At 72.0% G+C, this 24,206-nt stretch carries 17 protein-coding genes; 5 read left to right on the forward strand and 12 right to left on the reverse strand.

Translation table 11 applies throughout. From position 1 onward, the window contains the following. Positions 1-89 precede the first annotated feature (89 nt). Entirely contained in the window at positions 90-3,248 is a 3,159-nt protein-coding gene (locus tag AB0J67_RS21765) for a hypothetical protein (protein WP_363485226.1), read from the reverse strand. Between the two features lie 499 nt (positions 3,249-3,747). Beyond that, on the reverse strand, positions 3,748-4,725 hold the full coding sequence (locus AB0J67_RS21770; RefSeq protein WP_363485227.1) for a DMT family transporter: 978 nt from the start codon (positions 4,723-4,725) through the stop codon (positions 3,748-3,750). Positions 4,726-4,825: 100 nt separating this feature from the next. Between AB0J67_RS21770 and AB0J67_RS21775 the strand changes: the two genes are divergently transcribed. Continuing rightward, the gene (locus AB0J67_RS21775) at positions 4,826-5,386 is read left to right on the forward strand and encodes a CGNR zinc finger domain-containing protein (protein WP_363485228.1); all 561 of its coding nucleotides are present in this window, start codon (positions 4,826-4,828) and stop codon (positions 5,384-5,386) included. A gap of 129 nt (positions 5,387-5,515) precedes the next feature. On the opposite strand, the gene AB0J67_RS21780 is transcribed toward AB0J67_RS21775, so the two are convergent. The 8 genes from AB0J67_RS21780 to AB0J67_RS21815 form a co-directional block, all read right to left on the reverse strand. Then, on the reverse strand, positions 5,516-6,280 hold the full coding sequence (locus tag AB0J67_RS21780; protein WP_363485229.1) for a sulfite exporter TauE/SafE family protein: 765 nt from the start codon (positions 6,278-6,280) through the stop codon (positions 5,516-5,518). Positions 6,281-6,407: 127 nt separating this feature from the next. Continuing rightward, positions 6,408-7,829: a sigma-70 family RNA polymerase sigma factor gene (locus AB0J67_RS21785; protein ID WP_363485230.1), complete on the reverse strand. Its 1,422-nt coding sequence runs from the start codon at positions 7,827-7,829 to the stop codon at positions 6,408-6,410. A gap of 130 nt (positions 7,830-7,959) precedes the next feature. Further along, positions 7,960-9,006 (reverse strand): hypothetical protein, encoded by a 1,047-nt coding sequence (locus AB0J67_RS21790; protein WP_363485231.1) that lies wholly within the window; start codon positions 9,004-9,006, stop codon positions 7,960-7,962. 348 nt (positions 9,007-9,354) lie between these two features. Beyond that, on the reverse strand, positions 9,355-9,687 hold the full coding sequence (locus AB0J67_RS21795; protein WP_363485232.1) for a hypothetical protein: 333 nt from the start codon (positions 9,685-9,687) through the stop codon (positions 9,355-9,357). 19 nt (positions 9,688-9,706) lie between these two features. Beyond that, entirely contained in the window at positions 9,707-10,045 is a 339-nt protein-coding gene (locus AB0J67_RS21800) for an RNA polymerase-binding protein RbpA (RefSeq protein ID WP_203745364.1), read from the reverse strand. Between the two features lie 182 nt (positions 10,046-10,227). Beyond that, the gene (locus AB0J67_RS21805; RefSeq protein ID WP_363485233.1) at positions 10,228-11,232 is read right to left on the reverse strand and encodes an aldo/keto reductase; all 1,005 of its coding nucleotides are present in this window, start codon (positions 11,230-11,232) and stop codon (positions 10,228-10,230) included. Positions 11,233-11,358: 126 nt separating this feature from the next. After that, a complete protein-coding gene (locus tag AB0J67_RS21810; protein WP_363485234.1) occupies positions 11,359-12,753 on the reverse strand; it encodes a UDP-glucose/GDP-mannose dehydrogenase family protein in 1,395 nt (464 codons plus the stop codon). Between the two features lie 142 nt (positions 12,754-12,895). Beyond that, on the reverse strand, positions 12,896-14,368 hold the full coding sequence (locus tag AB0J67_RS21815) for a cellulase family glycosylhydrolase (protein ID WP_363485235.1): 1,473 nt from the start codon (positions 14,366-14,368) through the stop codon (positions 12,896-12,898). Positions 14,369-14,801: 433 nt separating this feature from the next. Between AB0J67_RS21815 and AB0J67_RS21820 the strand changes: the two genes are divergently transcribed. The 4 genes from AB0J67_RS21820 (at position 14,802) to AB0J67_RS21835 (ending at position 18,097) form a co-directional block, all read left to right on the forward strand. Beyond that, positions 14,802-16,058: a hypothetical protein gene (locus AB0J67_RS21820; protein ID WP_363485236.1), complete on the forward strand. Its 1,257-nt coding sequence runs from the start codon at positions 14,802-14,804 to the stop codon at positions 16,056-16,058. A 118-nt stretch (positions 16,059-16,176) separates the two neighbouring features. Next, positions 16,177-16,749 (forward strand): WHG domain-containing protein, encoded by a 573-nt coding sequence (locus tag AB0J67_RS21825; protein WP_363485237.1) that lies wholly within the window; start codon positions 16,177-16,179, stop codon positions 16,747-16,749. Positions 16,750-16,762: 13 nt separating this feature from the next. After that, positions 16,763-17,431 carry a lysophospholipid acyltransferase family protein gene (locus tag AB0J67_RS21830; RefSeq protein WP_363485238.1) on the forward strand — a complete coding sequence of 223 codons (669 nt, stop codon included), beginning with the start codon at positions 16,763-16,765 and terminating at the stop codon, positions 17,429-17,431. A 156-nt stretch (positions 17,432-17,587) separates the two neighbouring features. After that, the gene (locus tag AB0J67_RS21835; RefSeq protein WP_363485239.1) at positions 17,588-18,097 is read left to right on the forward strand and encodes a hypothetical protein; all 510 of its coding nucleotides are present in this window, start codon (positions 17,588-17,590) and stop codon (positions 18,095-18,097) included. A 95-nt stretch (positions 18,098-18,192) separates the two neighbouring features. Here the strand turns inward: AB0J67_RS21835 and AB0J67_RS21840 are convergent, their stop codons facing one another. Beyond that, positions 18,193-19,086: a hypothetical protein gene (locus AB0J67_RS21840; RefSeq protein ID WP_363485240.1), complete on the reverse strand. Its 894-nt coding sequence runs from the start codon at positions 19,084-19,086 to the stop codon at positions 18,193-18,195. A 268-nt stretch (positions 19,087-19,354) separates the two neighbouring features. Then, on the reverse strand, positions 19,355-23,962 hold the full coding sequence (locus tag AB0J67_RS21845; RefSeq protein ID WP_363485241.1) for a discoidin domain-containing protein: 4,608 nt from the start codon (positions 23,960-23,962) through the stop codon (positions 19,355-19,357). Positions 23,963-24,206: the final 244 nt, after the last annotated feature.

Below are 24,206 nucleotides of genomic sequence, written 5' to 3' on the forward strand. Positions count from 1 at the left end.
CTCCACGACTACTTCTGACGAAAAGGAAGGGCACCTTCTTATCGCTTCGCGTATAAGAAGGTGCCCTTCCCAACCGCCGGAGGCGGCCGTCAGGCGGCGGCGGGGCGGTGGCGGCCGATCGACAGGAGCAGGCCGAGGACGGTCAGGGCGGCCCCGGCGGCGGCGGCGTACACCGGCAGGTCGGCGGGGATGCCGAGGTGGACGGTGATGCCGAGGATGCGGGACAGGCCCCACGGCAGCAGCGCCAGCTGGTCGTTCCACACCGTCAGCGCCCGCTCCAGGCCGATGAGCGCGACCAGGCCCGCCAGCAGCCCGAGGGGCACGCCCGCGGCGGTCAGCGTCAGCCCGACCGCGCGGCGGCGCAGCAGGCCGTACCGGTCGCGCAGGACCATGGCGGTGGCCACGAACAGCCAGCAGAACCCTGCGAACGCGACCGTGACGTAGACCGCCCGCAGGGTCGGTGCCGTCCAGAACGCGAACCAGTACTTGCCCGGCCCGCGCCCGGCCAGCGCCGCCAGCAGCAGCACGCTGCGCAGCAGCGCCACGCCGCCGACCACGGCCCACAGGTGGAACGGGTCGCGCCGGCCCACGATGAGGCGTACCACCAGGGCGAACAGCGCCCACCCGCCGAGCGTCACCAGCAGGTGCGCGGGCGCGGCGAACCACGTGAACACGGCCCGGCTCGCCACCAGCACGACGGCCGGGACCAGCCACACCAGCACCCGGTCCAGCTTCGACTCCGGCGCGGGCAGCGCCGCCACCCGCCACGGCCGGACCGCGCCGAGCAGCAGCGCCCGCGCGGCGGCGCTGCCGAAGCCGCGGCCGCGCAGCCCGAGCAGCACCACGACCAGGATCAGGGCCAGCAGTGCCCGCGCCGCCCAGGCCATCGCCGGGTCGCGGTCGGCGCGCTGCGCCCCAAGGTCGGCGGCGGTGAAGTTGAACGCCGGCAGGTCCAGGTCGGTGCCGTAGCGCTGCCGGTGCACGTCGCGCGCGCCCTGGTAGGCGGTCTCGGCCAGGCGCCAGCCGTCGTGGGCCGTGCGGGAGCCGGTGTCCAGCCACTGCGCGTGCCGCAACACCATGGTCCGGTACGCACCCAGCGTCTCGAACAGGTTCACCTGGTAGTCGAGGGTGCTGGTGAACCGCTCGCGCAGCGCGGCGTCGCGCCAGGTCGCCGGGTCGGTGGCGGCGACCAGGTCACGCATGCGGCGGGCCAGCGCGACGGCCTCGGCGCCCTCCTTGACGGCGTCGTCGATCCGGCCGCCGGTCACCGCGTAGATGCTGTCGAGCGCGGCGGAGTCGCCGGTGGGGATGTCCCACTCGAAGATCCACATCATCGGCGGCGGCTCCAGGCCGAGCGCCTTCACGGTCTTGTCCGCGTACGGCCCGATGTAGAGCCCCCGCGTCACCGCCTGCCTTGACAGCGCCATGGCCTGCCCGATCGCGGCGACCGTGGCCGGGTCGGCGGAGAACGTGCGGTACCCCCAGTCCGCCGTGACCTGCGCCGGATCGGCGTCGGGATCCCAGGCCAGGCGCGCGACGGCGTACGTGTTGAGGTCGTACAGCTGCCAGAAGCCGGTGCGCAGGTAGAGCGACATCGGGCCGGCGCGCAGCGGGCCGCCGTCCTGCGTCCAGTTCCAGACGCCCTCGACCTTCGGGTTGGCGGCGAGGAACTCGCGCAGCGCCTGCCGGTGCAGCGGGCCGAGGTCGTTGGGCAGCGAGCCGAACGCCTCGAACTCGCGCCGGGCCTGGAACTCGACGATCCGCCGGTGCTCACCCTGGAGCAGGGTCGTGTTCAGCGGCAGGTGGCTGTAGAAGTCGCCGAGGGTGTACTTGGTCGACACGATCAGGTGCGGGTCGTCGAACCCGCCCAGCACCTGCGCGTACGACTCCGGGTTGGTGTGCAGGTCGCCGACCGCGCCGACGCCGACCGTCCAGGTGCGGAAGACGACCTCCCGGTTCGCCTTGCCGGCGGTGTCCAGCAGCGCCCGCAGCATCGCGCGCACCGACGCGTCCGTGGTGACCGCGAGCTTCGACGAGTAGTCCCAGCCGTCCTCGGCGTACACCTCGCCGCCCTCGCCGATGCGGACCATCAGCCCGTCCACGAACGGCATGCTCTCGAACAGCTCGGCCAGCCCGGCCTGGTAGACCGCCCACAGCCGCGGGTCGGCCACGTCGAGCCCGCCGACGGTCCGGTGCAGGTACGCCTCCAGCGGCGGCGACACCGCGAGCATGTCGGTGAGCAGGAAGACCTTGACACCCATCTCCTCGGCGTACGCGAAGACCGGCCCGAACGCGGCGACCATCGCCTTCGCGCGGTCGACGTGGGTGTCGCCGGGCGGGTAGACGGCGCGCCCGTCGCCGACCTTGGCGAAGGTCACGTACTCCAGGAAGCCGGGCACCACGACGCCGTTGTAGCCCTGCGCCACCGAGTGGTCGACGAACTGGCGGAACTGCGCGCCGATGCGCGCCACCGCCGCCGCGTCGACCCACGGCGCCTGCGGCAGCAGCGCCTCCTTCACCACGTCGGTGTTGAGGTTGTAGTCGTCGCCCGCGGCGAACGCGGCCGGGTCCGGCTCGCGCCCGACCGAGCCCGCGTCGGTCAGCCGCAGGCCGAGGCGGGGGCGGACCAGCCGGCCGGCGTCGGCGGCCGGCAGCACCTCGGCGCCGGAGCGGATCCGGTCGGCGAGCCGGTACAGCCCCGCCGCGGTGCCCGCGACGTCACCGCCCTCGACGGTCAGCTCCGTCCCCTTCACGTTGACCTGGTACGACTCCGGCGCTCCGGACAGCGTGGCGAGCACACCCGCGCGCAGGCTCCGCACCGCGGCCAGATCCGGTGCGACCTGGCCCGCCGGGGCCGCGCCCGCGACGGCACCTGACGCCGCGTTCGGCGATGCGCCCTGCGCGCCGACACCGGACGGGGTGCCCGGCGTGGTGGCGGGCGTCGCGGACGCGGGCGTCGGCGTGACGACCGGTCGGGGCAGGCCACGGGTGCCGAGCGCGTCCGCGACTGCGGCCGCCGCCTTGATCGTCCGCGGGTCGTCGGGCACGATGACGGACGCCAGCTGCGGCGCCGGTGCGGCCGCGCGCTGCGGCGCGGCGGCGGCGTCCTCGCGCGGCACCGCGGCCGGGGTGTGGCTGAGCCCGAGCGCGTCCCCGACGCCCCAGGCGACGCCCGCCCCGAGCAGCAACAGGACGATCGCGGCGGCGACGAGGGGGTACGGCCGCCGTACCGGGGGAACGTGAATCACGCTCGCATAGTAGTGGCGATCCGGCCCCGGCTCTGATCACGATTTCCCAACGGTGGCAGCACCAGCCACACGGCACGGCGACCGCGACACCGGCGAACCCGGCAGCGGCAGCAGGCGTCAGCAGCTCGCGAGTTGCCCGGCAGGTGGCTCCGGTGGGCCGCTGACCCGGTCCCGGCCGGTCCGCATCACCGGTCGTTTACGCGGCCGGCCCGAGCTGTCGGTACGCATCCGGTCCGCCTCTTGCGAGCGATTCCCCCAGGTCAGCGGCCTGCCAGGATAGCTCCGCCGACTGAGACGTCCCGGGTCACGGTGAAGATCGCTGTTCCGGGTCAGAAACTGCGGTGCGACTGCACATCCGGACCCGAGAAACCGATCTCCACCCCGCCACCGCACGGTGGGCCACCCACGCCGCACGGTGGGCCACCCACGCCGCGCGGTGGGCCACCCACGCCGGCGCCCGGCCGCGCCAGGTCGGACCGGGCACGGCCGGGTGCTTGGATCAGCGGCCCTGGGCGGCGAGCGCCGGTGCGGGCTCTGGCAGCGTCTCCACCGCCGGGGCCGGCGCCGCCCGCAGTTCGTCGATACGCACCAGCACCACCCCGCCGATGATCAGCGCGCCGCCGAGCAGCTGCACCGCCACCGGCAGCTCGCCCAGGAACAGCCAGGCGAACAGCACCGCGAACAGCACCTCGGTCAGCCCGACGAACGACGACATCCGGGCGCCCAGGATCCGGGCCGCCCCGATGCCGGACACGTACGAGACCACCGCGGCGACCAGCGACAGCCCGACGATCGGCACCAGCCAGCTCACCGTCTGCCCGGCGAAGACGACCTCACCGAACTCCGCCCGCAGCGGCAGCGCGCCGAACGCGCCCAGCGCCAGCAGCATCACCGCGCCGAGGGCCATGCCGCTGCTGGCCATGGCGACCGACGGCAGCTGCTCGTCGACGCGCGCCGACAGCACGAAGTACGCGGCCAGGCCCACCGCTGCGCCCAGGCCCCACAGCACGCCGACGGGGTCGATGCCGCCGGAGCCGGTCAGGTCGAGCACGAAGAACAGCCCGAGCATGGCCGCGGCGGAACCGGCCAGGGTGAGCCGCCGCGGGCGCTGCCCGTGCCGGGCCCACATCCAGAACACCACGAGGATGATGCCGAGGTACTCCAGGAGCAGGGCGACGCCGATGGGCAGATAGCGGACGGCGTTGAAGAAACCGACCTGCGCGCCCGCGACGGCGAGGAGCCCGAACAGGCCGATGCTGCTGAGGTTGCGGCGCAGCACGTGCCCTTTGCCGCGCAGCGCGAACACGGTGGGCACGGCGAGCACGAGGGCGGCGATGCCCACCCGTGCCGCGACGGCGGCCTCGGCCGACCAGCCCGCCTCGATCAGCGAGCGGGCGAAGGTGCCGGACGTGCCGAACGTCGCCGCCGACAGCAGGGCCAGGCCGAGGCCGACACCGGCCGAGCGTTGGGTCTGCATGGAACTCACCTCGGTTCGGAGCACGCGTCGCGGAGAACGCGTAATAAGCAAAACACCGCTATGCTGATGACAGTAGTCCGGTCGGGTGACAGGAGTCAAGATGCTTTTTGCCCATGACACGGAGGTGTCGCTGGTGGCCGCGGCGGCGCTGGTCAACACCACCGGCTCGGACGGGGAGAAGCTGCCGGACGTGGCCGCGCTCGACGAGTTCTTCCGGGCGTACGGGTGGACCGGCCGCCGCGAGCACACCGCCGCCGAGCTGCGCGCGGTGCACGACCTGCGGCCCCGGCTGCGCCGGGTCTGGGAGCTGGGCGAGGCGGGCGAGGACGGGGTCGTGGAGATCGTCAATGCGCTGCTGCGCGAGTCGAACGCGCTCCCCCAGCTGGTCAAACACGACGAGTGGAGCTACCACCTGCACGCCACCCCGTCCGACGCGCCGCTGGCCAGCCGGATGGCGGTGGAGGCGGCGATGGCGCTGGTCGACGTGGTCCGCTCCGGCGAGCTGAGCCGGCTGCGCATCTGCGAGCTGCCCGGCTGCGGCAACGTCGTGGTCGACCTGTCCAAGAACCGCTCGAAGCGCTTCTGCGACGCCGGCTGCGGCAACCGCGCCGCCGTCACCGCCTACCGCGCCCGCAAAGCCGCCTCCCGCCCCCACCCATGATCGTCCGACTTGCCAGGCAGATGGGCGAATGAGCGGTCAAGATACGCCCATGTGCCAGGCAAGTCGGACGATCAAGGCCCGGCGCGTCACAGGGCGAGGCTGGCAGCCGGGCCGGGCCGGCGGGCCGGGTCAGGTGAGGAGTTGGAGGATGGCGGTGAGGCCGATGGCGACGATGAGGCCGCGCAGGACCGCGGGTGGCAGGCGGCGGCCCCAGCGGCCACCGACGAGGCCGCCGACCACCGAGCCGGCGGCGATCAGCAGGGCCGGCTGCCAGGCCACCATGCCGAGCGCGATGAACAGCGCCGCCGCGACCCCGTTGGCCAGGCCCGCCAGCAGGTTCTTGATGCCGTTGACCCAGACCAGGTCGGTCGACAGCAGCACGCCGAGCAGCCCGAGCAGCAGCACGCCCTGGGCCGCGCCGAAGTAGCCGCCGTACACGCCAGCGCCGAAGATGCCGAGCAGCAGCAGCGGGCCGGGGTGCGCCTCGCGGCCTCGTTCGCGGGCGGCCAGCGAGCGGGCCAGCCACGGCTGCGCGACGACCAGCACCAGCGCGAGGGCGATCAGCACCGGCACGATGGCCTTGAACGCGCCGGGTGGCAGCCACAGCAGCAGCACCGCGCCGACGGCCGCGCCGAGCACCGACGCCGTGCCCAGCCGCAGCAGCAGCGGGCCGTGCCCGGCGAGGTCCCTGCGGTAGGCGTACGCCCCGGACAGCGAGCCGGGCACCAGGCCGACGGTGTTGGAGACGTTGGCGACCACCGGCGGGTAGCCCAGGGCGAGCAGCACCGGGAAGGTGACCAGGGTGCCCGAGCCGACCACCGCGTTGATCCCGCCCGCGAACGCGCCGGCGGCCAGCACGGCCAGTGACTCGGCGAGGCTGAGGGTCCCGTCCATGCGCCACGCCTTCCCCGGGGCCGGTCGGCGCCGTCCGGTCGCCGCCACCCGGTTCGTCAGTACCAGATGATCTGCAGCCTAGGTTCGCGACCGGCGGGAACCGACGCCCTGCGGCGAAGATCACGCACTATTTGAAGCCGAACATCTGGGTCCAGTAGTAGCGGTAGCTGCCGCCGGTGGCCCGGCCGACGCCCATCGCCTTGGACGAGCAGTTGAGGATGTTCGCCTTGTGGCCCTTGGAGTTCATCCACTGCTGGAAGGTGGCCTTCGCGCTCGCGTTGCCCGCGGCGATGTTCTCCGCCGACGGCTGGTCGTAGCCCGCCTTGCGGGCCCGGTCCCACGGGGTGACCCCTTCGGGGGTCTCGTGCGAGAAGTAGTTCCGCTTGGCCATGTCGGCGCTGTGCAGCCGGGACGCCTGGTCCAGCTTCGGCTCGGCGCGCAGGGGCTTGCAGCCGGCGCTCTTGCGGGCCTGGTTGACCAGCGCCAGCATCTGCCCCTCCAGCGTGGTGGGCGCCGCCTTGGTGGGGCTGGGCCGCGCCGAGGCGGGGGCGGAGGGGGCCGGGGAGGCGGGTGCGCTCGGCGACGGCAGCGGCGCCGGCGCCGCCGTCGCGGACGGGACGGCGGACGCGCTGGCCCCGGCCTCGGCGGGTGCGGCCACGGCCGCCGCGATGCCGGACGGGTCCAGGTCGGGGCCGCCCTCGGGCAGCGCGCCCACCGCGTACACCCCGGCCACGGCGACCGCCGTCGCGGCCAAGGCGAACGCGAGCTTGGCGGGCAGCGACAGCGACCAGCCGCCGGCCGAGGCGCGGACCGGCGCCGCGCCCGGGACCGGCCCGTCGGCCACCGCGAACAGCGCACCGAGCAGGGCGTACGCGCTGTTGTGCGCGCTGAGGCGGCGGCACTGGGCGCAGTCGCGCACGTGCCGCTCGACGCGGGAGCGCTCGCGGGAGGTCAGCCGGCGGCGGCCGTGCACGATCGCGTCGAGCCCGGCGCAGCGGCCGTGGCGGCGCGCGATGAGCACGGTGCGCACCGCGCTGCCCAGCGCCGCCCGGGAGCGGTGCACCAGCACCGCGGCGTGCGCGGTGCCGACTCCGAGCACCTCGCCGATCTCCCGGCTGGACAGCTCCCAGCGCACGTTGAGCTCCAGCACCGCGCGCTGGCGCGGCTGCAGGCCGTGCGCGGCGGCCCACACCAGCTCGGCGGCCTCGCGCTGCTCGGCGGCGCGCTCGGGATGCCGGGCGGGGGCGTCGTCGGGCAGCAGCGTCGCGTCGGGCAGCGGGGCGGGCACGGTCTGCGCCACGGCGCTCATCGCCCGCCGGTACGCGATGGAGAACAGCCAGGTGCGCAGCGCGTGCGGGTCGCGCAGCTTGGCCAGGTCCCGCCAGGCGATCAGGAACGTCTCCTGCACCAGGTCCTCGGCGAGGTGGTGGTCGCCGACCTGGCGGTAGACGAAGCCGAGCAGGCCGGGGCGGTACATGCGGTAGAGCCGGTCGAAGGCCTCGCGGTCTCCTGCCGCGGCTGCCCTGGCCAGGGATGTGTCCGACCGCATTACTGCCTCCCGAGGTAGCGGTTGTCGCTAGTAGGTCCGCTACCGGTCCGCGTCATTACACCCAACGCGAGAAATTCTGTCCACGCGAGGCGGGACGCCCGAGAGCGCCCGCCGTACGTGCGACCGAGGCTCAGTACACCGACAGGTGCACGTGGTCGGTGTGGTCGCTGGAGGGCGAGTCGCCGCACGACGAGCCGGTCGGGGAGTATCTGCGCCAGCCCGAGCTGGGCAGCCACACCTGGCAGAACCAGATCACGTACATGACGCCCAGCCTGCTCGCGTTCTTCACGAAGAACGACGCGAGCCGGTTGCCGTAGGTGCGGGCGTCGCCGGAGGCGGTGCCGCCGAAGCCGCCGCCGGACGCGACGGCGAAGTCGCAGGCGCGGCCCTTGGGGTGCTCGTACATGTCGCCCGGCCGCCAGCACGCGGTGAAGCGCTTGAAGTTCGCCTTGCGCGCCTGCTCGTAGGCGTGCAGCAGGCGGGGCGTGATGCACGCGGGGGCCGGCTTGGTCGGGTCGTTGATACTGCAGATCTCCTTCGGCCAGGTGCCGTCGGAGTTGCGCGGCGCCGGGATCGCCAGGGGCGAGCCGGGCTCGACCCAGCCCCTGGTCGCCTCGCCGCCGACCGCGGAGAGCGCCTTCTCGGCGGCCTTGCGCAGCTTGGCCATCTCCCTGGTCTGCTTGGCCTGCTCGGCCACGGCCGCGTCGACGGCCGCCTTCGCCGCGGTGATCTCGTCGCGCGCCGAGACCAGGTCGCTGATGCGCGCCTCGTCGAGGGCGGTCATCCGCTCCAGCGCGGCCGAGCGGCCGAGGAAGTCGTCGGGCGAGGTGGCGTTGAGCATCACGCCGAGCACGCCGAGCCGGCCGCTCTTGTACGCCTCGGCGGCGTACTTGGCCACGTTCGACCTGCTGCGCGCGTAGCGGTTCTCCGCGGCGGCCAGCCGCTGGTTGAGCGCGACCTGCTCCTTCTTCGCCTTGGCGTAGGCCGCCTCGGCCTCGAGGAACTGCCCGGCGACGCTCTCCAGGTTCTGGCGCAGCTGGGCGATCTTCGCGTTGGGGATCTCGTTCGGCTCGGCGTACGCGCCCACCGGGAAACCGGTGACCAGCACGATGACGGCGAGCAGAGCGGCCAGCGCGGACGCGGGACGGGAACGCGGGCGGCGCACCGGGGCAGGCACGTACAGGGTCCTTCCGTCGCCCGCCGCGCGGTCAGCCGGGGTGCGCGGCGGCGGCCGCCGGGGGTGGAGGGGCTGGGGCGACCGGAAGGCAGACTACCGCGCCGCCGCCGACTCCGGAAAGCCTCCGAAGTCGCCGACGGTGACGACCGGCCGGGACTTGTACCCGATCAGCCGGGTTCCACCAGCTCACGCCGCCGACAGGTTGTCGACTGATCACACAGCGTGACCTTCCGCTCCGACAATGGCACACCGCCACCGACATGGGCGAAGCTCCGGGCACCGACAACGGCGAAGCTCCGGGCACGCCGGTGGATCGGCGTGCCCGGAGCTTCGCTCAGGTGAGAGGCGTCAGTCGCGGGCGCGGGCGGCGGCGACGAAGGCGATCACCCCGGCCGCGATCAGCGGCAGGCCGATCGAGGCCAGGGCGAGCACGCCCAGCAGGCACAGCAGCACGCCCGCCACGACCAGCGCGGCGACCCGCCGCCGGGTCGAGCGCCAGGCCCGCAGCGCCAGCAGGGCCGCCAGCAGCAGCCCGCCGGCGAACCAGGCCACCGGCGCGTCGCCCTGCCCCACGATGAGCGCGACGTACACGCCCAGCGTCAGCAGGCTGAGCAGCACCACCACCAGCGCCAGCCGCCCGGCCACGCGCTGCCCGTCGGCGGGCGCCCGCCCCGCGGTCACCCGGACCCCGTCTGCGCGGTCAGCGGCCGCGCTTGGCCCGGACCTCGGCCAGCCGCTCCTCGAGGATCTCCTCGAGCTCCTCGATCGAGCGGCGCTCCAGCAGCATGTCCCAGTGCGTACGCGGCGGCTTGACCTTCTTCTGCTCCGGCTCGGAGCCGTCGACCAGCCGCGCCACGCTGCCGTCGAACTTGCACTCCCACGTAGACGGCACCTCGGCGTCCATCGCGAACGGCACCTCGAACCGGTGACCGTTGCCGCAGGAGAACTCCCGCGTCTGCCGCGGCGCGAATTCGGTGTTGCGGTCCGACTCGTAGCTGACAGCACCCAGTCGGCTGCCCCGCAGCACGCGCTCGCCCATACCCGCTCCTCACGGTTCGACTCTTGTTCCCGTGACGCAACGACACGGGGGCCGGTGATGTTCCTGTCGGAGACACCACAGACCGCGGCCGCTCACGCGGCCCGGGACACAGTATGACCCTTTCGCATCCCGCGCGACCACGGCAACGCAGGGTGACCGTCTTCATGCCGCGTGGCGCGCGGTCACGCCCCCGCCGCGTCCAGCCGGGCGGCCTGCTCGTCGGTGAGCACCACGTCCAGCGCCGCGTACGCCGACTCGTACTGCTCCATGGTGCGCGGGCCGATCAGCGGGACCAGCGCGGGCCGGGCGCGCAGCAGCCAGGCCAGCACGACCTGGTTCGGGGTGGCGCCGACCTCGGCCGCGACCTCGGCGAGCACCGCGAGCCGGGCGTCGGCGTCGGGGCCGCGGTAGGCATCCATCGCCCAGTGCCCGTCGCGCTTGGCCGCCGAGTCGTAGACACCCTTGAGGATCGGCGAGTACGCCACCAGCGTCAGGTCGTCGTGCTCGCGCAGGTAGTCGAGCTGCTCGCCGTCCACGATGGAGGGGTTGTCCAGCCCCGTGCGCGGGCGCAGGTAGGTGTGCTGCTGCTGCAGCGCCACCGGCGCGGGCCAGCCGTGGCGCTCGCACAGCTGCCGGATGCGCTCCAGCCGCCAGGTGCGCACGTTCGACCAGCCGACGTACCGGGTCTTGCCCGCCGCGACCAGTCCGGCCAGCGCTTCGAGCGTCTCCTCCAGCGGGGTGCGCCGGTCGTCGACGTGCACGTAGTACAGGTCGACGCGGTCGGTGCGCAGCCGCCGCAGGCTGTCGTCGAGCGCCTTGACCAGCGTCGTCGCGCCGGCTCCCTCGAAACGGGTGCGGGCCAGGTCCCAGTCCGGCTCACCGCCGGACCACAGCCCGTCCTGCTCCCACACCATGGCGCTGCCCTTGGTCGCGAGGAACACGTCGTCGCGGCGTCCGGTCCGGGTGAACCAGCGCCCGAGCAGCTCCTCGCTCTCACCGCCGAGGCTGCCCTCGCGCGACCACCACGCGTAGCAGTTGGCGGTGTCGAGGAAGTTCCCGCCCGCCTCGCGGTAGCGGTCGAGCATCGCGTACGACGTCGCCTCGTCGGTCGTCGTACCCATGATCATGCAGCCGAGCGAGAGCTGGCTGACCTGCTCGCCGGTGTGCCCGAGTGCCACTGTCTTCATGTCGGCTCCCCTGTCCCCGGCGGGCCGGCGCGAATCGCCGGCCCGCCGATTGCCTGATACCGCCAACGCTAGAAGCTGGAGCGCGCTCCAGGTCAACTCCGCGCACCGGGGTTCGTGCGCGGCAGGTCAGGGCCGCAGGTCCCCGTGCGGTCCGGGGCCGCCGGTCATCGACAGGTAGCGGTAGCCGAGCCGGGCCAGGCGGCCCGGGTCGAGGGCGTGGCGGCCGTCGAGCAGCACCGGGTTGTTCATGAGCCCGACGAACTTGCTCCAGTCCAGCTCCAGGTAGTGCGACCACTCGGTGCACAGCACGACCGCGTCGCTGTTGTCGAACACCTCGTCGAGCGTGTCGCACAGGTGCTCGGCCAGGTCCGGGTGCTCGCGGCGGAACCGCCCGGCCGCGACCGGGTCGTGCAGCCGGATCCGGGCGCCGCGGGCCAGCAGCAGCCGGGCCACGTCCACGGCGGGCGAGTCGCGCAGGTCGTCGGTGTTGGGCTTGAACGCGAGCCCGAGCAGCCCGACGCGGCGGCCCTTGAGGATGCGCAGCTCCTCCATCAGCCGGTCCACCACCAGGGTGCGCTGGCGCTGGTTGACCTCGCGGGCGGCGCGCACGATCGGCATGTCGTGGTGGTACTCCGCGGCCGTGGCGATCAGCGCGGCGGTGTCCTTGGCGAAGCAGGACCCGCCCCAGCCGAGCCCGGCCTGCAGGAACCGGGAGCCGATCCGGCTGTCCAGGCCGGTGCCCCGGGCGACCTGGATGATGTCGGCGCCGACCTTGCCCGCGAGCCGCCCGATCTCGTTGATGTAACTGATCTTCAGCGCGAGGAACGCGTTCGCGGCGTACTTGATCAGCTCGGCGGAGGCGAGGTCGGTGGAGACCAGCGGCACCGCGTCGGTCTGGTCGGGCCGCGGCAGGAACGTCGGCGGGGTGAACGACTGGTTGAGCACCGTGCGGTAGAGCCGGGCCAGCACCTCCAGGCTGCGCGGGTTGTCCGAGCCGATGACGATGCGGTCGGGGTAGAGGGTGTCGTGCAGTGCCGACCCCTCGCGCAGGAACTCGGGGTTGGAGGCGACGGCGAACTCGCCGTCGGCACGGCGCGCGTGGTGCTGCTCGTACGAGTCGCGCAGGATCGCGTCGACCCAGTTCCCGCTGCCGATGGGGACCGTGGACTTGTTCACCACGACGGTGAACCCGCCGCCGATGGTCCGGCCGATGGTCTCGGCCGCCGCGCGCAGGTGGCGCAGGTCCGGGCTGCCGTTGGGCAGCGACGGCGTCTGCACGGCCACGAAGACGACGTCGGCGGCGGGGACCGCCTGCTCGTAACTGGTGGTGAAGGTCAGGTTGTGCGCCGCCTCGGCCATGAGCTCGTCGAGGTGCGGCTCGTAGATGGGCGGGCGACCGCCCCGCAGCTGCTCGATCTTCGACTCGTCCAGGTCGATGCAGGTCACCTGATGGCCCAGGTAGGCGAGGCTCACCCCGGTGGTGAGACCCACGTATCCCGTGCCGACCACGCAGACTCTCATGCTCGTTCCTCTCAGGAGACGGCGAGACCCCGACAACGTAACAGCATTCGGACATCTCGACTGTCCCCAACGAGCGGCGGTGACGCACCGGCACGCGACGGGGCCCCGCCGGTGCGGCGGGGCCCCGTTCGGGCAGGTCGGATCAGCTGGTCGGGAAGTTGTCGGCGGTGCGGATCCGGTTGCGCATGAAGTTGCCGGACTCGGTGAGGTTCGCGGTGCCCGCGTAGCTGCCGCCGTTGCAGGTGCCCGGCCGGAACGCGGCGCTGCCCTCGTTCGCGTCGGAGTACGTCCAGTTCGCGTAGCTGATCTTCAGGCGGTCCATCAGGTCCACCCAGGCCGTGCTGCTGGCCGTGTCCACCGCGCCGCCGCCGGTGTAGGTGACGGTGCCGAACTCGGTGACGAACATCGGCAGCGACGCCGCCGCCCGCTCCAGCTCGGAACGGTAGTTGCCCTGGTGCGACGCGGCGTAGAAGTGGAACGCGTACATCACGTTGCTCGCGTTCACCTTGTTGTTGATCACCTCGGTGGCGTTGCCGCCCTCCGAGACGCCCAGCGAGGACCAGGCGCGGGTGCCGACGATGACCACCGCGTCCGGGTCGTTGGCGCGGATCACCGGGATGACCTGCTCGGCGTAGTTCTTGATGGTGGACCAGCTGACGCCGTTGGGCTCGTTGGTGATCTCGTAGATCACGTTGTTCTTGGCCGCGTGGCGGGCCGACACCGCGGCGAAGAACGTCTTGGCGCGCTCCAGGTTGTACATCGGGTCGCCGGGCGTGAGCGTGTGGAAGTCGATCAGCGCGTACAGGCCGCGCTCGGTCGCCTCCTCGACGAGGTTGTTCACCTGGTTGGTGAACCCGGCCGGGTTCGTCTCGTAGCCCTGCTCCTGCACGTACATCGAGATGCGGAGCAGGTCGGCCAGCCAGTCGGAGGCCAGCGCGTTGAGCGACGCGTCGTTGTAGCAGTTCGCGAACCACTGGATGCCGTGCGTGCTCATGCCGCGCAGCTGGATCGGCCGGTTGTACTGGTTGCACAGGTTGACCCCGCACACCCGCAGCTGCCCGTTGATCGCCACCGGGGTCTGGCCGGTCGGCTGCGACGGGCTGGGCGACGGCGAGTTCGACGGCCGCGGCGAAGCCGACGGGCTGGGCGACCTCGACGGCCCGCCCGACGGGGTCACGGTGGGCCCGACGCCGCCGGTGCAGGCGACGCCGTTGAGGGTGAACGCGGTCGGGTTCGGGTTGGCGGTGGTCCAGCTGCCGTTGAAGCCGATGCTCGCGGACGCGCCGGTGGCCAGGGCGCCGTTGTAGCTCATGCTGGTGGCCGTGACGGCGGCGCCGCTCTGCGCGTACGTCGCCGACCAGCCCTGGGTGACCTTCTGGCCGGAGTCCGGGAAGGTGAAGCCCAGCGTCCAGCCGTTGATCGCGTCGCCGAGGTTCTTGATGGTGATGTTGGCGGTGAAGCCGCCCTGCCACTGGTTGGTGGTGTAGGTGACCGAGCAGCCGGCGGCGGCCAGGGCGTTCACCGCGGGCAGGGCCGCGGCCAGGCCGAGCGCCAGCGTGCCGGCCGCGGCCGCCGCGATGACGCCGCGCCGGGACGCGCGCGACAGGAGTCTCATGACGAGCCTTTCGTCAAGGGGATCGGGAGGGGAGGCCCCGGCCCGCCCGCCGGGCAACGGGTAGGTCAGGAATCCCCTGGCCAAACGGCCGGGAGCGCTCCCACAGAACGCGAGCTTAAGGCGCGTGAAACTCCTTCGCAACATCTGCATCCATCGAATGCAGATCGGACAGCGCGGCCCGTGAAACTTTCAGCGGTGACCCAGTGCCGGGGCCGGCTCGCGCGGCGCGTGCCCCCACCACCCACGGTCACCCCCCGGCGCGGCCCGGTCGCACATCAGCGACCAGCGACGATGCGTGCGGCACGGCGTCGTCCCGGCCCGCGGGCGGGTTGCCCGATCTCTCCTCCTAGCAGGGCAAACGTGAGCTACATTACGCAAACCAGGGCAAGGGGAGACAGCCCGTTGCGGCGCTCCGGCGTGATGGGACGGCGACATGAACGAGATTCCCGGAAGGTTCTCCCGCCGCACCGCGCTGCGCGCGCTGGCCGCGGGCTCACTGGCCGCGGCCGTCCCCGGCCTGGCCGGGTGCACCCGGACACCCGAGCAGGCACCGCCGAGCGTCGGCCCCACGCTCAACAACTACGGCACCACGCCGAACGACTTCGCCCTGCTCAACCTCAAGGCCGACGCGGTGCAGGCCTGGGAGGACGGCTACCGCACCGCGGCCACCAACGCCGACCCCCGGGTGTACGAGTGGTGGCACACCGAGCTGACCGGCGAGGACGGGATCGTGGTGGCCTTCACCATGAAGACCCGGCCCGGTGACGGGCTGTCCGCCGAATCCGATCCCCGGCCCGCGGTCAACCTGCTGATCACCACACCGTGGGGCAACGAGTTCAGCGTGTTCCGCACCTACAGCTGGAACGAGTTCTCCAGCGCGACGGACCGCTGCGACGTGCGGATCGGGCCGTTCCGGCTCACCGGCGACCTCAACGGCTACCAGATCCGCGGCAAGTCCGACGACATCACGCTGAACCTGGACCTGGTCAGCCTCGCACCGCCGTTCCGGCCGGGCACCGGCCATGTGTACCTCGGCGGCCCGGAAACCTACCAGGCGTGGTTCGCCCCGATGCCGTCCGGCAAGGCGCAGGGGCACATCGTGTTCTACAACGAGAAGCGGGACTTCGTCGGGACGGCGTACCACGACCACACCTGGGGCAACCTGCCGCTGCCGCAGTTCGTGGAGCGCTGGCGCACCGGCATGGGCGTGGCCGACCGGTACTCCGTGGTCGCCCGCGACATCCACCTGCGCGGCAAGTACGACTCGACCGACCTCACCGTGCTGCTCGTCGACGACATCGAGGCGAAGAAGCGGCTGGTCGCGGCGTACAACGGCGACACGCTCAACGCGACCGAGATGCAGTCCGGCGACGACGACGGCACGTTCCCCGAGGTGCAGTGGAACTACACCGGCGAGAACTCGGCCATCGTCACGCTGACCGCCGGCGAGCGGCTGGTGCCCGGCCGGCCGTACGTCAACGGCAGCGGCGCGGTGCTGCAGGCCTCGCGCGGCGGCGAGAGCAACCCGAGCAACCGCAAGCCGTCCTGGTACGAGCGCAGCGAGGCGGAGATCCGGCTCAGCCTCGGCACCATGGGCCCCGGCTACCGGGTCACCGGCAAGGGCACCCTCGACAACGCCCAGTTCGGGCTGCTCGCCAACCAGCCGGCCCCGAAGCCGTCGCCGTCCTGAGCCGGTGAACCGGCCGATGCGACCTACCCGACCGGCCGTCGTCCGGACCGTGCCGACCCGGCGTGAGATGCGGCGCGTTCGGTAGACAGTGTCTACGCAGGTTTGGTAGACACTGTCTATGCCAGATCCGGACGCCACCCTCCGCGACCGGCTCGTCGCGGTCGGCGTAGCGCTGGTGACCAGCGACGGCACCGCCTCGCTGTCGCTGCGCGAGATCGCCCGCCGGGCCGGGGTGTCGCACGGCGCCCCCCGCCGCTACTTCCCCACTCACCTGTCGCTGCTGTCGGCCATCGCCCGCGAGGGATACCTCGACCTCGGCCGCCGCCTGGCCGGCCTCGACGGCGCCGACCCGCGCGCCGCCCTGCTCGCCCTCGGCCGGCTCTACCTCGACTTCGCGCACGGCAACCGCGGCATGTTCGAGCTGATGTTCCGCCACGAGCTGCTGCGCGGAAACCAGATCGGCCTGCGCGAGGCCAGCCGCGAGCTGTTCGAGGTGCTGGTGGACCTCGTCGCCCGCGCGCGGGCCGGGATCGCCGCCCCGCCGCCGGTCGTCGTCGCCGGTGCGCTGTGGGCCAACCTGCACGGCATCGCCCAGCTGTGGCAGTGGGGCAGCCTGCAGATGACGGTGCACACCGACGACGTCGACCCCCTGCTGCGCGCCGCGCTCGACGCCCACCTGGGCCGAGCCTGACCACGGAGGACACGTGTCGATCCAGTACACCACCCGGATGCTGCTGACCCCGATCTCCCGGCTCGCCTTCCGGCCGGTGGTATCCGGGCGCGAGCACGTGCCGCTGGACGGGCCGGTGATCCTCGCCGCCAACCACCTGTCGTTCCTGGACAGCTTCATCATCCCGCTGATGACGCCGCGCCCGGTCTCGTTCCTGGCCAAGGCGGAGTACTTCACCGGCACCGGGCTCAAGGGGCGGCTCACCCGCTCCCTGTTCACCGGGCTGGAGGCGATCCCGGTGCAGCGCGGCGGGCACCGCGCCGCCCAGGAGTCCCTCGAACTCGCCCTCGGCGTGCTCCAGCGCGGCGGCGCGTTCGGCATCCACCCCGAGGGCAGCCGCTCCCGTGACGGCCGCCTCTACCGCGGGCGCACCGGCGTGGCCTGGCTCGCGCTCGCCTCCGGCGCACCCGTCGTCCCCGTCGCCGTCCTCGGCACCGACCGCATCCAGCCCGTCGGCGCGCGCCTGCCCCGCCCCGGCCGCATCACGGTCCGCTTCGGCGAGCCGCTGCGCTTCGAGCAGCCGCCCGGCATCAGCGTCGGCCGCGCCCGCCGGCAGGTCACCGACGAGATCATGGCCGCCATCCAGCGCCTCTCCGGCCAGCCCACCGCCGACGACTTCAACGAACTCTCCCTGACCCCCTGAAAGGAAGGGCACCTTCTTAACGCCATACGTTGTAGAAGGTGCCCTTTTTAACGGCGCGCCTCGGCAGGTGCCGGCCGTGCGGGGCCGGTAGGCGGTCGTCCGGGAGCCGCCGGGAAATCGGTTCGCACGCCGGCCGTCGAGCGCGATACTCGCCCGATGGTGGTGGTTCAGCGCATCAGGGTGGTGTGGCGCCGGCACGAGCGCGGCGCCGCGCACGCCGACCTGCGCCGGGGCGTTCCCCAGGTGCTGCGCCTGCCCGAGTCCCTGCCGGACGCGGCCGTCGTCGTGCACGACGTCGTCGCCGACTCACGCACCGGGTACCGCCTGACGGAGCGGATCCTCTCCCACCGCGAGGCGGCGGAGGCCGTGGCGCTGGAGCTGGCCCCGGCTGACGGCGGCGTCACGGTACGCGCCACCGCGAGCTGGGCCGCCTACCCGCGGCACGAACAGCCGCGCCGCCTGTTCACGGTGCCCGACGGTCAGGTGGGGCTCTACCGGGCCAACTTCCGATGGCAGGGATCCACCTGCGCGTGGCAGTGGTGGTACGAAGACTGGACGGTACGCGTCGCGAACGCGCCCGCCCAGCCCCACCTGTTCGTGGAACGCGTCCCGCGCCACGTCGCCGACCACCGTGTCCATCTCTACGGCGGCCGCCGAGCCGGCTGACGTTCGACGATGACCTCAGTTCGTGTCAGAACCTTGCGTACGACATGAGTTTCCGACACGGATCGACGAGCCCCGCGCCACGGACCCGGCCCCGGTCAGGGCTGCGGAACGTCGCACCAGGTCGCTTCCGAACACTTCCCGCCGGACTGCCGGTCGAGATACCTGCGGGCCGTGGCCTCCACGAAGGCCGCGGTGCGGAAGGGCTTGCCGTGGTCGTCGATGACCAGCGTCCCGCTGCGGTCGCCCGCCACCCAGCGCAGCCGCAGCCGCCAGCTGCAGTCGCACGCCCCGGGATCAGCCGTGATCTCGAAGATCTCCGGGTCCGTCTCGGAGACCGTGAACGGGAACGCGACGGCGGGGATCTCGTTGCCCGCGAGGTCCGCCCCGGGGTACGGCCGCAGCACCGGACTGGCCGTGTCGAGCACGGTGGCGAACAGGCGAGGCTGCTCCCCGGCGCCGCAGCCGTCCTCGACGTTGTACACGGCGGGCACGTCACGGGCCGGCCCGCGCTCCACGACCTCGATCGTCATACCCTGCAGCACGACCGCCTTGCCGGAGCCGCCGAGCACGGTGATCAGAACCCGGCCGTGGGAGGGGACCGCGCCCGTCTGGTGCATCCAGGCGATGACCTCGTCGTCGGTGGGTGAGTCACCCCACGGGCGGCTCGGATCGGTGTGCGGGCTGACCAGCTGCGCCGGGTCGGCGTCCACCAGGTAGGGCTGGCAGGTGACCCCCCGGTACAGCACGTCCACCGCGAACGGGGGTCCGTCGGACGCCGCCGACGGCGAGGCCGGTTGCTCGCCGTGGCCGGCCGGCCCGTCGTCGAGGTTCAGCCAGGTGAGCACCGCGCCACTGACGACGGTCACCACCACCGCCGAGGCGACGCCGCTGATCCAGTTGCGCAGCGTCGGGTTGCGCCGCCACCAGGAGCGCACGGCGCCTGCGGCCTGCTCGCCCTCGGTCTGCGGTGGCTGCGTCGGCTCGACCACGTCGATTCCTTCTGTCCGGTGTGGATGCGGTCCCCCGGCCGACGACGCTATCGAACGGGCGGGCATTGGCGGAGCAGCGCGACGGCCACAGTTGCCGGTCTGATCGACGACACCGCCCGGCCGGTCCGCCCGCCGCGCCGGCCGCCGCGGCGGCGGCGGCGCAGTGTTGCCGAGCGCGCTCCGTGCCACGCTGGTGGCCGGGAACGTTAAGAAGGGCACCTTCTACAACGCATAGCGTTAAGAAGGTGCCCTTCCTTACTTCAGGGGGTCAGCTTCCGGTGAAGGTGAAGCCGGAGCCGGGCTGGGTGACGATGTTGCCGTCGGCCGAGTTGGTGATGGTGACGTTCGTCAGCGTGGCGCTGCCTCTGGCCTGGGCCATCGCGAGGATGCCGGCGCCGTTGTTCGAGTCGTCGATCTTCACGTTGGTGATGATGACGCCCGGGATCTCACCGGACTTGAACTGGATGCCGTCGTACGTCGAGTCGTAGATCTCGGTGTCGCGGATGGTGACACCGGGGATCGCGACGGTCGCCGCGAACAGCGTGATCGCACCGAACTCCTGGTCCTCGTTCCAGAAGGCGCCACCCGTGCGGTAGAGCGCGTTGTTGGCGATCAGCGTCTGACCCGTGAAGGGGATCGGGTCGTGGTCGGTCGCCAGCATGATGCCCGGGTAGTTCATGGTGTCGTAGATCAGGTTGTTCTCGATCTTGTTGCCGTAGCCGCCGTAGACCGCGATGCCGTTCGCCCGCCACGGCAGCTGCACCGTGTTGTTGACGAAACGGTTGTCGTGGCCGATGTCGACCGCGGTGTCCTTCACGTACTTGCTGGCCCAGACCGCGAGCGCGTCGTCGCCGTTGTTGCGGAACGACGAGTTGTACACGGTCGAGTTGCGCGTGCCGTTGGTGAAGTTGATGCCGTCGGCGTACGTGTTGCGGATGCGCATCCCGCTGAACTCCAGCCCGTCGCCGGGTCCCCACAGCTCGGGAATGTTGGAGTAGTCGCGACCCACCCAGGCGCCGACATTGGCGTGCTCGATCCACACGTTCGTGATCTTCGTGCCGACCCCGAGCCGGCCGTTGATGCCGACGCCGCCCTCGGCGTTGCCGTCCCCGCCGCGGATCCGGCCGGAGCCGAAGATCGCCAGGTCGGAGATCTGGGTGTTCTTGTCGATGTCGAAGCCGAAGTTGCCCTCGTGCGGGTGGTTGATGCCGCCCGCGTTCTGCGGCTGGATCAGCGAGTAGAGGCGGGAGTGCCACATGCCCGCGCCCTTGATGACGACGTTGCTGATGCCGACCTGGTTGTGCGTGCCACGGTTCAGCGGGTCGTCGGTCAGGATCTTCTGCTCCTGCCGCCACTGGCCCTCGGGGATCCACACGCAGCTGATCTGGCCGTTCTGGTCGGCGGTCACCGCCGCCTGGATGGCGGCCGTGTCGTCGATCCCGTCATTGGGCACCGCGCCGTAGTTGGTGATCGAGGTGCACTCGGCGGGCTTGGACAGCGGCGCCGCCACCTGCTCCAGATCGATGAGATCGATGATGTAGAAGGAGGCGTTGTCACCGGAGTCGCGCTGCAGCTTGAACTTCGTGCCCGGCGGGTACGACGTGCCGAGCAGCGCGTTGGACTCGTCGAACAGCCGCCGCGCGTTGGCCTGCGGGGTGTTGGTCAGGCCCTCGGGGTCGTCGGTGGTGCCGTAGAGCCAGCTGTGCACCGACGACAGCGTCAGCTTCCGGTTGAAGGTGCCGTTGACGTAGAGGCTGATCGTGTAGTCCTGGCCGCCGCCGCTCGCGGAGTCCGGGACCGAGTTGCGGACCACGATCGAGTTGGCCTGGTTGGTCGAGGTGAACTCGACGTACTGGCCCTGGCTGTTCAGGCGCACCGACTTGCGGCCCGAGGACTCGGTGGCGAAGTTGGTGTGCCCGAAGGTGCGCAGCGGGTCGGTCTCCAGCAGGACACCGTTGTGGCTGGCCGCCTCCGCCTCGTACGAGGTGTACGGCACCGCCGCGCCGCGCCCGACCACGATCGACTGCGCCCGGCTGTTGTTGGTCTCGTTGGTCTCGGCCACCAGGTTGGTGGCGTCGGCCAGCGCGGTGATGGTGGCGCCGCCGCTGGTGGCGGTCCAGGTGCCGTTGACGGCCACGTTGACGGTGGCGCCCGCGGCGATCGAGGCGGTGTTGGTGTTGAGCACCGTGCTGCCGACCGTCAGGCGGGTCACCGTGGTGACGCCGGTGGCGGTGGTGCCGCGGTTGTTGACGGTCACCGTGAAGCTGACCGCCGAGCCCACGGCCGGGTTGGCCGGGTTGGTGGTGATGCCCGTGACCTGCAGGTCCGGGCCGGGCGCCTGGGCCACCGTCAGGTTCGACGCGGCGTTGGCGGTGTTGTTGTTCTCGTTCTGCTCGAACACCGTGCCGGCGTTGTCGGCGCGCGCGCTGACCGCGTACGAGCCCTGGGCCAGGTTGCCGATGGACAGGCTGACCGCCTGCGACGCGCCGGCGGCCAGGCTCGGCACGTCCACGGTGCCCTTGAGCGCGCCGTCGAGGTACAGGCCCGCCTTGGACGCGGCGGCGGTCTGGTTGCCGGTGTTGTTGACGGTCGCGGTCAGGGAGATCGTCGACGCCTCGTTCGGCGAGGACGGGGTCCACGACACGTTGGTGACGGTCAGGTCCGGGTTCGGCGCCGGGGTGCCGCACACCTCGAACTCCGCGACCTGGCCCGAGGGGGCGCCGGTGTTGGAGTTGATGCTCAGCCGCACGTCGGCGACGTTCGCGCTGACCGGGATGCTCACCACGTTGCTGCCCTGGGTGAACTGGTAGTTCGCCGCCGACACCAGGTTGGTGTACGAGCCGGACGACTGCTCGCGGCCCAGGACCTGGATGTTCTGGGTGCGCGTGCCCCACGACGGGTCCGGGTTCAGCTTCACGTTGACCTGGGTGACGCTGTGGTTGGCGCCGAGCGCGACGGTGAGCTGGGCCGGGTAGCCCGCGCCCTCCCAGTACGTGGCGACCTGGCCGTCGTTGGCCTTCTCCGGGGTGAAGGTGAACGTCGAGCCGTTGGCGGTCATGGTCTTGCCCAGCGCCACGTTGGTGCAGCCGGGCTGCTGGGTGCCGGTCCGGGTGACGGTGTTGCTGTTGCCCGACAGGTTGCCCGCGTTGTCACGCGCCCGCACGAAGTAGGACACGGTCGCCGTGGCCGGCTGCGAGTCCTGGTACGTCGTGGCGGTGCCGATGGTGGCGATCAGGCCGCCGTCGCGGTACACGTTGTAGCCCGCCAGGCCGCTGCCGCCGGAGTTGTCGGACGACGCGCCCCAGTTGAGCGTGATCGTGGTGCCCGACGTGCTCTGGGTCAGGTTGGCCGGGGTGCTCGGGGCGGTGGTGTCGCCGCCGTTGCGGGTCACCGTGTTGCTGTTGCCCGAGGTGTTGTTCGCGTTGTCGCGCGCCCGGACGTAGTAGGACACCGTGGCCGACGTCGGCTGGGTGTCGCTCCAGGTGGTGACGTTGCCGGTGGTCAGCACGAAGGTGCCGTTGCGGAACACGTCGTAGCCCTGGATGCCGCTGCCGCCGGCGTTGTCGGTCGACGCGCCCCAGTTCAGGGTGATCGTCGTGCCCGAGGTGGTGAGGCTCAGCGTGCCCGGCACGCTCGGCGGGGTGGTGTCCGGCGTGGTGCCGTTGCGGGTCACCGTGTTGCTGTTGGCCGAGACGTTGCCCGCGTTGTCGCGCGAGCGCACGTAGTAGGACACGGTCGCCGAGGTCGGCTGGGTGTCCTGCCAGGTGGTCACGGCGCCGACCTGCGCGGCCAGCGTGCCGTTGCGGTAGACGTCGTACCCGGCCAGGCCGCTGCCGCCGGAGTTGTCCGTCGAGGCGCCCCAGTTCAGGGTGATCGTCGTGCCGGACGCGCCCAGCGTCAGGTTGCTCGGCACGCTCGGCGCGGTGGTGTCGGTGGTGCCGCCGGGGCCGTACACCTCGACCTCGGAGAGCTGCCCGGCCGGCCACGCGGAGTTGGCGGTGATGTTGATCCGCACGTACCGGGTGGTGGTCTGGCTGAAGTTGATCGTCACCGAGTTCGCGGCGACGGCCGGGTTGAAGGTGTACGACGCCGAGGCGACCAGGTCGCTGAACGTCGAGCCGTTGGTGCTGCCCTGCACGGCCAGCGTCTGCGAGCGTGTGCCCCAGCCGGAGGTGGGCAGCTTGAGCACGACCCGGTTGACGGCCACGGCCGAGCCCAGGTCGACGGTGAGCCACTCGGGGAACGAGTTGTTCGCGCTCTCCCAGTAGGTGCCCTGGTTGCCGTCGACGGCGCGGCCCGAGTCGTAGACGTCGGCGTGGCCGCTCTCGGTGGTGGGCCGGTTCTGCGCGAGGTTGGTCGACCCGCTCGCGGTGCCGTAGATCTCCAGCTCGGACAGCTGGGCCGCGGCCCAGCCGGTGTTGGCGGAGACGCTGATCCGGACGTACCGCGGCGAGGTCGCCGGGAAGTTGATCGTCACGGAGTTGTTCGCCACCGACGGGTTGAAGGTGTACCCCTGCGAGGCGACGATGTTGGTGAAGGTGCTGCCGTTGGTGCTGCCCTGCACGGTCAGGGTCTGGGTGCGGGTGCCCCAGCCGTCCGGCAGCTTCAGCACGACCTGGTCGATGCTGGTGGCGGCGCCGAGGTCGAGCTGCGCCCACTGCGGCAGCGAGCCGGAGCTCTCCCAGTAGCTGCCCTTGTTGCCGTCGTTGAGGTTGCCCGCGGCGTACGGGCCGTTGACGGAGCTCGCGGAGGCGGACTTGCCGAGCGAGAGGTTGGGTCCGCCGGCCGCTTGCGCGACCGCCGCCCATCCTGCGGTGGCGACCATGGCGGTGGCGGCGAGGACCGCCACCAGCCTGATCGGGTGGGTTCGTCTCATGACTGTCCTTTGTCACGGGGGACGGGTCGCCGGAGCGGGGGTGCGACCGGCGGGGGCGAAACGTCGGCGCGGAGGCCGGAAAGTGCCGCGGACGGTGCGTGGAGCCCGGGGAGCGGCGTGCTGCGCGGCTGGTGACTGGCGGGGACGGGTCGACCCGGGTCGCGCGATGGCGACCGACCGGTGCGCAGCTGTGCCGATGGCATGACCGGGCCTCTCCGAGAATCCGAATGAGCACCGGCAGGTG

Origin of the sequence: Catellatospora sp. NPDC049609 (assembly GCF_040675365.1) — a bacterium.
Lineage (GTDB): Bacteria > Actinomycetota > Actinomycetes > Mycobacteriales > Micromonosporaceae > Catellatospora.